At 71.4% G+C, this 6,290-nt stretch carries 7 protein-coding genes; 1 reads left to right on the plus strand and 6 read right to left on the minus strand.

All coding sequences use genetic code 11. The features are described 5' to 3' along the window. Positions 1 to 100: 100 nt before the first annotated feature. Positions 101 to 385: a hypothetical protein gene (locus KME79_RS41955; protein WP_219551727.1), complete on the minus strand. Its 285-nt coding sequence runs from the start codon at positions 383 to 385 to the stop codon at positions 101 to 103. 63 nt (positions 386 to 448) lie between these two features. Then, a complete protein-coding gene (locus KME79_RS41960; protein ID WP_219551729.1) occupies positions 449 to 838 on the minus strand; it encodes an amino acid permease in 390 nt (129 codons plus the stop codon). A gap of 361 nt (positions 839 to 1,199) precedes the next feature. Between KME79_RS41960 and KME79_RS41965 the strand changes: the two genes are divergently transcribed. After that, a complete protein-coding gene (locus tag KME79_RS41965) occupies positions 1,200 to 1,907 on the plus strand; it encodes a hypothetical protein (protein ID WP_219551731.1) in 708 nt (235 codons plus the stop codon). Between the two features lie 176 nt (positions 1,908 to 2,083). Here the strand turns inward: KME79_RS41965 and KME79_RS41970 are convergent, their stop codons facing one another. The 4 genes from KME79_RS41970 to KME79_RS41985 all read right to left on the minus strand — a co-directional run. Next, complete coding sequence (locus tag KME79_RS41970; RefSeq protein WP_219551733.1) at positions 2,084 to 2,491, minus strand: hypothetical protein; 408 nt, start codon at positions 2,489 to 2,491, stop codon at positions 2,084 to 2,086. A 398-nt stretch (positions 2,492 to 2,889) separates the two neighbouring features. Further along, the gene (locus tag KME79_RS41975; RefSeq protein WP_219551735.1) at positions 2,890 to 4,245 is read right to left on the minus strand and encodes an alpha/beta hydrolase; all 1,356 of its coding nucleotides are present in this window, start codon (positions 4,243 to 4,245) and stop codon (positions 2,890 to 2,892) included. A 590-nt stretch (positions 4,246 to 4,835) separates the two neighbouring features. Beyond that, on the minus strand, positions 4,836 to 5,621 hold the full coding sequence (locus tag KME79_RS41980; RefSeq protein WP_246641315.1) for a universal stress protein: 786 nt from the start codon (positions 5,619 to 5,621) through the stop codon (positions 4,836 to 4,838). 189 nt (positions 5,622 to 5,810) lie between these two features. Further along, the coding region (locus tag KME79_RS41985) for an OsmC family protein (protein ID WP_219551737.1) at positions 5,811 to 6,290 on the minus strand (480 nt) is incomplete at its 5' end.

The raw sequence follows: 6,290 nt of genomic DNA on the forward strand, positions 1-6,290 counted from the left end.
TTCAGTGTGAGCAGCCGCACCGCGCGCATCTGCGGGACAAGGCCCTCGATCGCGCGTCTTTCGGCCCAGGCACGAACTCGTCCCGGGCCGCCTTGGCCGATCAGGCCGCCTTCTCGGTGATCGCGACCGGGTCGCGGCGGTCGTGGCGCTTGAGCCACACGTCGACGGGGATGCCGGCGAGCAGCAGTGTGCCCTTGTAGACGACCTGGTAGCCGGGCCCGGCGATGGTCCACAGCGTGTACGCGAACGCCGGCACCGCGACCGTCGCGTCCCGCGCCGTCCGCCTGCCGGAGAACCGCCGGCGGTCGGTGAGCATCAGCATCAGCTGGGTCATCGCCGCATACGCGTACGGGATCAGCGTGGTGACGGTGGCCAGCAGGATCACGAAGTTGAACTGCTGGCCAGGCTCGTGTTGTCGTTGAGCAGCATCAGGGCGGTCACCAGCACGCTAAAGACGATCAGCCCGACAGCCGGGGTGCCCCGGCGCGACACCCTGGCGAACACCTGCGGGGACCAGCCCGTCGCGGGCGACGGCCGGCGGCACCTGCCCCTGCAGCAGGATCCAGCCGTTCAGGGCGCCGAACGCGCTGACGCTCGCGCCGAGCGCGACGGCGGTGCCGGCCCAGCCGCCGAACATCGCGGCGGCCGCGTCGGTGAAGGGCGCGGTGGAGTTCACGAGTACCTGGCGGGGCACGGCGGCGAAGACGGCGACAGTGCCCAGGACGTAGACGGCGGCGGTGACGGCGGTGCCGACGATGGTGGCGCGCGGAATGGTCCGCTCGGGGCTGTCCACGTCCTCGGCCGGGACGGTGGCGACTCGATGCCGATGAACGCCCACAGTGTCAGGGACGCGGCGCCGGTGACCGCGCCGAAGGCGCTGTGGTCGCCGGGGTTGACCGTCGTCCCGGCCTGGCTGCTACGGTACGGCGCTTCCGCCGAGGCCGCTACGCGCCAATTCGGCATCGAGGGGACCATGGTCCAGCGGACTCCGGCCGAACTGCCCTGGGCCGCCTCCCCAGTGTGCGGTCTGCTGGTGGCGGAACCGACCGCTGGCTGGAGGGCCGCCATGGCGCGCGCGGCAAGTGAGATCACCAGCAACCGTCCTGCGCAATCCAACCACGTCGCGCAGGAGCAGCGCGTTCGGCAGCGCCTGAAGAGCCACCCGAAGCCCGACGCGCGCCGAACCGGAGGTGAACATCATGTCCGAAAACACCCCACGTGCCGGCGACGTGGCGTGGAGCCCGCTCTATCGCATCGCAGGCGCCTCGGCGGGCCTGGCCGTGCTCCTGTACGGCGCAGCGCTGGTCATCGTCTCCGTCACCGCTGCGGCGCCGGTGTCCGGAGGTGCTCCACTGCTGGAGTACATCGGCGCGCACCGCACGCTCTACATCGTCCGCCAGGTGCTGTGGCTGTGCCCGAGCGTCTTGCTGATGGTGGTCTTTCTCGCGCTGGTCGTGGCCCTGCGCCACCAGAACCGGAGCCTCGCGGCGATCGCGGGCCTGATCGGTGTCACGTCGTGGGCGTTGTCCCTGGCCTGGCCGACCACCGGTGACGGCTCACTGGCGCTGGTGCTGCTGAGCGACGGATACGCCGCCGCGGCGACCGCCGCGGGGAAGGCTCCGTTCGTGGCCGGGGCCGAGGTGTTGATCGCGCTCAACGACGTCCCGGCGGTGATCGGGGTCCTGCAGACGCTCGGCGTGCTGCTGATCTCGCTGCTGATGCTGCGCAGCGCCTTTTCGGCGCGGCTGGCCTGGTTCGGCCTGATGACGGGTGTGATCGGGGTCTTCTGCGAGCTGTTGAGGCCCGTGCTCGGCTGGACCTACGCGATCTACGGCGTGCTGCTGTTCGCCTGGCTGGGTTGGATCGCCGTCGCCTTGCTGCGGCTCGGCCGCTCGGCGCCGAGGTGAGACGAGAGCTGGATCCCCGGTCTCCCCTGTCGGCACATGGCATCGGCCCGTCCGCCGGCCGCATTCGTGCCGCCTGTCTCGCCGCGAAGGGGCCTGGCTCGCCCGCACTCGCCGCCCGAAACAAGCCGGCCTCCTCCCGCCGGGACGGAACCCGCGGGAGGAGGCGCATCCGGTCCTTACCTGATCACTTCGTGCGTGTCGCGGTCACGCACCGGTTGCGGCGCCGGCATGAAGGCGTGCCTCAGCGTCGCGACCAGCCACAGGGCGGCCGTGGCGAAGAAGAACGCGCCCAGAGCGGTCGCGCTGTCCCCGATCAGGGCGATCGCCGCCGCCGCCAGCGCCGTGACGCCGAGCGCGGTCGCGACCAAGGCGAAGATCTGCTTGGCCGTGGTCCTCGGCCCCTCGTACAGGTCCCCTCTGCTCATGGCGCACCCTCCGGCCCCGCCGACCAGCAGGATCACGATCGTGGCACCGCGCACGCTGCTGAGGACGAAGACGTCGGCCTGCTGCAGGAACACGACGTAGACGGCCGTGATCACGCCCATGGCCACCGTCGCCACCGCGTCTTTCCACGTCAACCTCATCGCCTGTTCCTCCTTTCTGCTCACTTTCAGACTCGTGCCGAGGCGGATGACGAAACAGTGCCGACGGGCCCGCACAGCGCGCCGTTCGTCCCGGCCTCATGCGCCCAGGTCAGGGGATTCGGCGGGATGGATTGCATGAGCGGCGCGATGGCGGAGAGGCGGCCGCGCTCCTCACCGATTTGATCACTTCCGCCGGCCGCGGGCCGGTCCTGCAGGATGTCCTCTGCTGGTCGTGGGTGACCTCCCATGAGCCTTTTCGAGCGCGGTGAGGCGACGCGGCAGCTCGTGAAGGTGGCGGCCGGGATCGAGCTTGGCCTACGGCAGGTGGCGTGGCCGGTCCTGCCGCTCCTTGCTCGGTCAGCCGCTGCGAGACACAGCCGTCCTGTCGGGCGCCGGTGTTACTTGCGGGTGGATTCCAGGAGCACTTCGGGAAACTGGTCCGAAGGGCGGTCCAGTAGCGGCGGCGCGAGCAGAGGACCGTCGGTCATGTCGAGGTGGAGCATGCCGGGCACCTGGACGAAGTGCCCCTCCCCCGGGAGAGTCTCAAACACCGCGCGCATCGTCCTGTGATGCTCCTCGATCTCCGTCTCGGGCCAGTCACCGGCGCGGTGCCGTTCGAGCCTCATGGTCGCGGCATCCCGCGTGATCCACATGGTCGGCTGCCGCAGGCCGGTCCTGACCACCTCGTCGGGCATGAACGCGTCCTCGAGCAGGCAGGCCCGCAGGCGCGGCTCCATCATGCACGCCTGTGCCCCCACGACGCCGCCCAGCGAATGGCCGAACAGCCCCGCCAGCCCGAGGTCCAACCGCCCCTGCAGCCGGGAGTCGTTACGGTCGATGTCGACAAGCCGGTTCAGCGCAAAGGTCACATCCCGAGCCAGGTGGGGGATGTGGGCCACCTTGAACGCACGGTTGTTCATGCGAGGGTCGTAGTCTGACGCGCGACCGTCGGGGAAGATCACCCTGGCGGCGGCGTACGGCTGGTCCAGAGCCACGATGACATAGCCTCGCGAGGCGAGTTCCTCGATCTGAAACGTGTTCACCTGCCGTAAGCCCATCCTGCCGGCCAGGAAGACCAGCACCGGATAGCGGCCCGGCAGGGCGGGCGCCGATCGGACGGCGTTGGTGGTGACGTAGCGCAGGTGCCCGAGCACGAATCCGGGCACCTGCAGCACTCGCCCCAACGCCGGCGTGACGGCTTCGGCGTTCTCGAGGTACGGGGTACGCGGCGCAGACGGGTCAGCCTCGGCTGGGTACCGGATCTGCGCCATCAGCTCGCGGCGGTCGCCGGGGTCAGCGGTGAAGATCTCCGCGCGGGCCTCGTCCACCCAGTGGTAGGTCAGCGTGCCGATCGCGAACGGTCCGGTCGGCTCGGGGAAGCGAAACACCGGCACCGCCAGCGGTACCGCCACGGCGCCACCCATCACCACCAAGCCCAGGCCGGCCACCACGACTCGCCGAACTCGTCTGCGCCCACCCGCCGATCCCGCGCCCACCGGCTCGGCCGCGTCCTTCGATCCCGTGCCTCCCGCCGGCCTGACCGCCCGCACCAGCAAGGCGGCGAAGAGCACCACCCCTAGCGCATAGGCGGGGACGAGCTGCCAGCGCGCACCTTCCATCAGCAGCTGCACGATCGCCGCGGCTATCGGCACGAGCGCCAGATGTCCGCACCGGCTGCGCTGTGGCGAGATCATGAGAAGAGCGAGCATGACCGCGTCGGCAACCAGTAGCACGACCTCGAACGCACGCATCATTCCTCCACCCCCCGGGGTGTGGCGCCCCGCCCCACGCGTTCAACGTGCCAGAGCCCGGCGATGTCTCCGACAGCCGCCCCACGGGCGCATGTCAGTGGCATCTACCGCAACGGATCGCGGCGGCGACGCGGGTGGGAAGCGCGTCCTCAGAGGTCACCCCATCGGCAACAGCGCTACCAAGATTGCCTCCGAACGGAGGGCGTCCGCGCTCCTCAAGGCGCCCGACGCGCCTTGGTCATGGGCGGCGTGGCGCCCTTTTCCGCCGCCGTCGCGCTGCTGCACGAACTGCGCCACGGTCGGGGCCGTCTCCCCAGCCGCGACTGCGTCGCGATCCTGCGCCGCGCCGGCCTCTTCCGCGCTCGAGTCCGCCGAGCGCGGCGGCTTCGGCCTGGTGATCCCTCTGCGCGGACCTGCGCAGGTGGTGACGATCTCGCCGGGGTCGGGGGGATCGGCCGGGTGCCTCTGTTCGCCCCCCGTGGGCTGGGCCGAACATCCCTCGGCCACCGCGGCGTCCGCTCATGGGCTGGGTGTGGGTGCGGGTGTCGGGAACGGCGCTGGTTCGTATCCGCCTGCGACGGCCGCTCAGGCCCTCATGCCGATCGCTTGCGAGGTCGTACCACGGCGGTCGGGCACACGGCGTGGTACAGGAGCGCGTGGCTGACCGAGCCGAGCACGGCGGAGGCGAAGCCGCCCAGGCCGCGCGAGCCCACCACCACCAGATCCGCCGTCTGGCCGGCTTCGATCAGCGCTTCCGAGGGGTGTCCGGTGCGCTGCTCACCGACGATCTCGCAGTCCGGGTGCTGCGCACGCCAGGCCTCCACGCGCCGGGCCGCGGCGCGGAGTTCCTCCTCGCAGGCGCTCTCCAGGAGGGCGTTGTAGCCGGCCGCGTACGGTGGGGCGATCGGCATCTGCCAGGAGTACAGCACGTGCACAGGCACCTGCCGGGCGCGGGCCTGCTCGACGGCGTAGGTCACGGCGACGGCGGAGCAGTCCGAGCCGTCGTCGCCGACGACCACGCGCCCGTGCGCCGGCCGCGACGATCCACGGACGATCACGACGGGGCCGTCGGCGTGACCGGCCACGCCCCTGCCGACCGAGCCGAGCAGGAGTCTGGTGAACCCGCCGAGACCCCGGCTGCCCAGCACCACGCTGTCGGCGGACCTCGACTCGCCGATCAACGCGTCGATCACGTTGCCGGCCAGCATGCCGGTGCTCACTTCGAGGTCCGGACTCGACGCGCGGGCGCGGTCCGCGGCTGCGGCCAGTGTTCCCGAGCAGTACTTCGTGCCTTCGTCGCCGAAGCCACCGTGCTCGCAGACATGCACGATCCGCAAGCCCAGGCCTCTTCGGCGGGCATCGGCCGCGGCCCACTGCAAGGCCTGTGTCGCCGGCGCTGAGCCGTCCCCCCGACCACGACGTTCCTGGTCATCACATCTCCCCCGCTTCTCGTCTACCCGCTGCCCATCCGGGGTCCGTCGAAAACCGCCGGCGGCGCCCCTTGAACCTGGCCGGCTCGTACGAACACGTGGCGGCCCCTGACGGTCACCCTCCGGTGCTGCAGGCGTTCAGGCCAGCTCGATGCCGACCTCGGGCGGCTGCTGCAGCGAGTGGTGCACCGTGCAGTGCGAGGCCACGGCCAGCAGGGCGGGCCTGCGCTGCTCGGGCACGCCGGGGGCGGAGACCAGCAAGCGGATCTTCTGTACGCGGGCCGGTCTGTCGGTGGCCATGGCGAACTCGGCGCTGACGCGCAGGCCCTGCCGGGACAGCCCGTGGCGGGTGAGGTGGCGGCCCGCGTAGAAGGCGACGCAGGCGGCCAGGGAGGCGGCGAACAGCTCGGTGGGCGTGGGGGCGCTGTCCTGTCCGCCCGCACTGGCGGGCTGGTCACAGAGCAGGACGTGCCGGCGCACGGCGACCGCGTACGCCTCGCCGCCGGCGTGGGTGACCTCGATGCCCGCCGGCGCCCCGCCGTCGACGGCGGCGGCCTGGGCCAGCAGGGCCGCGGCGAGCCGGCGGCTCTCGGCCGGGGTGGGGGTGGGGCAGGGCTC

Origin of the sequence: Nonomuraea harbinensis, assembly GCF_019396385.1 — a bacterium.
GTDB classification, from domain to species: Bacteria; Actinomycetota; Actinomycetes; order Streptosporangiales; family Streptosporangiaceae; genus Nonomuraea; species Nonomuraea ferruginea.

What these genes read in the sequence shown, in the direction of transcription:
- KME79_RS41975 (WP_219551735.1), bottom strand. Translation starts at nt 4,245, where the DNA reads ATGATGCGTGCGTTCGAGGTCGTGCTACTGGTTGCCGACGCGGTCATG.
- KME79_RS41970 (WP_219551733.1), bottom strand. Translation starts at nt 2,491, where the DNA reads ATGAGGTTGACGTGGAAAGACGCGGTGGCGACGGTGGCCATGGGCGTG.
- KME79_RS41965 (WP_219551731.1), top strand. Translation starts at nt 1,200, where the DNA reads ATGTCCGAAAACACCCCACGTGCCGGCGACGTGGCGTGGAGCCCGCTC.